Annotated in this window: 3 protein-coding genes; 1 reads left to right on the plus strand and 2 read right to left on the minus strand. The window is 56.2% G+C overall.

The genetic code is table 11. From position 1 onward, the window contains the following. Both WBG04_RS13805 and WBG04_RS13810 read right to left on the minus strand, forming a co-directional pair. A partial coding sequence (locus WBG04_RS13805; protein WP_424315036.1) for a phage integrase N-terminal SAM-like domain-containing protein occupies positions 1 to 406 on the minus strand: 406 nt, incomplete at its 3' end. Positions 407 to 965: 559 nt separating this feature from the next. Next, positions 966 to 1,187, minus strand: coding sequence for a hypothetical protein (locus WBG04_RS13810; RefSeq protein WP_424315037.1), 222 nt, complete (start codon positions 1,185 to 1,187; stop codon positions 966 to 968). A 267-nt stretch (positions 1,188 to 1,454) separates the two neighbouring features. Between WBG04_RS13810 and WBG04_RS13815 the strand changes: the two genes are divergently transcribed. Next, on the plus strand, positions 1,455 to 1,748 hold a 294-nt coding region (locus WBG04_RS13815), incomplete at its 3' end, for a hypothetical protein (RefSeq protein WP_424315038.1).

Below are 1,748 nucleotides of genomic sequence, written 5' to 3' on the forward strand. Positions count from 1 at the left end.
TGTCCTCCTTCGTCAGCACCACCGGCACCCGCGTCCCCGTCTTGCGCAGCTTCACATCAAAAACCGGATCCTCCACCCCACACACCTGCTTGAAAAAGAACGCAATCGCATTGAGCGCCTGCTTCTGGGTGGAATACGCACAATCCTCGTCCTTCACCACCGATTCCAGAAAGAGGCTCGCCGTCTCCACCCTCATCAGCGCCCGCTCATCGTCTCCAAATGCCGCGTAACGAGCCGCCCAAGCCCCATAGCAACGCTTCGTCGTCAGCGCCAGGCCCCGCCGTGCCGCCGCCGACTGCACCGCCGCGCGCACCCGCTCCGGCAGACTTCGATGATCCGCATTCGCCGCCTCACACGCATCCAGCCAATTCAAATACCACTGCATCGCCGCCTCCCATTGTTCCAACTGCCACGGCTCCCGAGGACGCCCCTCACACGTGACCTCCGTCCGCCAAAATCGACGCGCCGTCTCCCTCCCAGCATCCAACTCAAGCCGAAGCCGAAAATTCTCAAACCACTCGAGGACCAACAAAAACCCCGACCGGTCGAAATCTGAGAGACCTCGGAATCCTGCAAGATCCTTCCTCCAACACCAGCGCGAACGTAAAGCACTCATAAACGTGGGATTCAAGCGATGAGGAAAGATGGCGTCAACCCAAAAGGTGTTCTTTAGAACATCCTTAGCAAATCACCCAACGAAAGCCACCGCGTGGGGAGCAGCCCTTGGCGCGGGAGTCCCGGCCCTATCTGGAGGACCTCAGACGGTGATATCAGCCCCCTCGGCTCAGGCCGCATCCCGCCACCAAAAACACGCTGATATCAACAGTCGGACGGAAGAAATCCTTGTAACACGGGGCTTTCCCGCCCTAAGCTCCTCCGAAATCATCCCGGATATCAAGATCTGAGGTGATGAGAATAAATACTGTTCCACCAACAAAGGATCGGACTTCGCTGGTGGATCGTAATTAGGCAGGTTCAAGGTTGTCCTCGAAGTATTTGGCGGCGACTAGCCACTGGTCTTCGTGGTTCTTCGGGTTGCGTGCGATCATGTCGCCCGCCTTGGGCGAGCCGTTCGCTTTGTCGGGCTCGGAGATGCTGACGTGAGACACGTCTTCACCTGCGACGAATGGCCTCATTTCTGATAGCCCCTTGCGTTTATACTGCTTCCAGTTTTCGTTGGTATCCATAGAGCAAAAGAGGTGGAACAAGGCGTCGATGGCGACGCCGATAAGCTGTTTAGTTGGATTCGGGCGTCTCTTCCGGCGACGCCATGACTGATGCGTTGGGCAAGATATTAGCGCATGTCTGAACCGTCACAAGATCTGCAGCGAACCGGGATGTTGCTTGTCACCGGTCCAAGTGCCATATATGCGCAGCCGCGCGACTCAAGCCGCTACGTCGAGTCCGCAATTTCGATTAGGTGGCGCTCTGCACAATGTGAGCATTGGCGGTCCTTGAGAATCTACTGCGATGGGAATGGAGATGAAGTCGAGGGCTTTCTCAAGCCTCTGGCACGTTTCGCAACCTGGGATCGCAAGACGGCCCTTGAGGTAAGACCACCGGCTTTGACCAGCGTGCGCGTCGAGCTATCAGAGTTTCCTTTCGATTCTACGGATATTGAAGACCGAGTCGTAGCCCTACAAACCGAAGTAGATCGAGCCATGATCAGTTCATACGGATTGGGAACTAGGCGAGATTATGGAGACTTCCCAGATGTCACCGGTGGATATTTGTTCGTGGATTTGGTG

The sequence above is a fragment of the Haloferula sp. genome, from assembly GCF_049672945.1.
Lineage (GTDB): Bacteria > Verrucomicrobiota > Verrucomicrobiia > Verrucomicrobiales > Akkermansiaceae > Haloferula.

Coding starts and splice junctions, on each gene's coding strand:
- WBG04_RS13810 (WP_424315037.1), bottom strand. CDS start 1,187: ATGGATACCAACGAAAACTGGAAGCAGTATAAACGCAAGGGGCTATCA.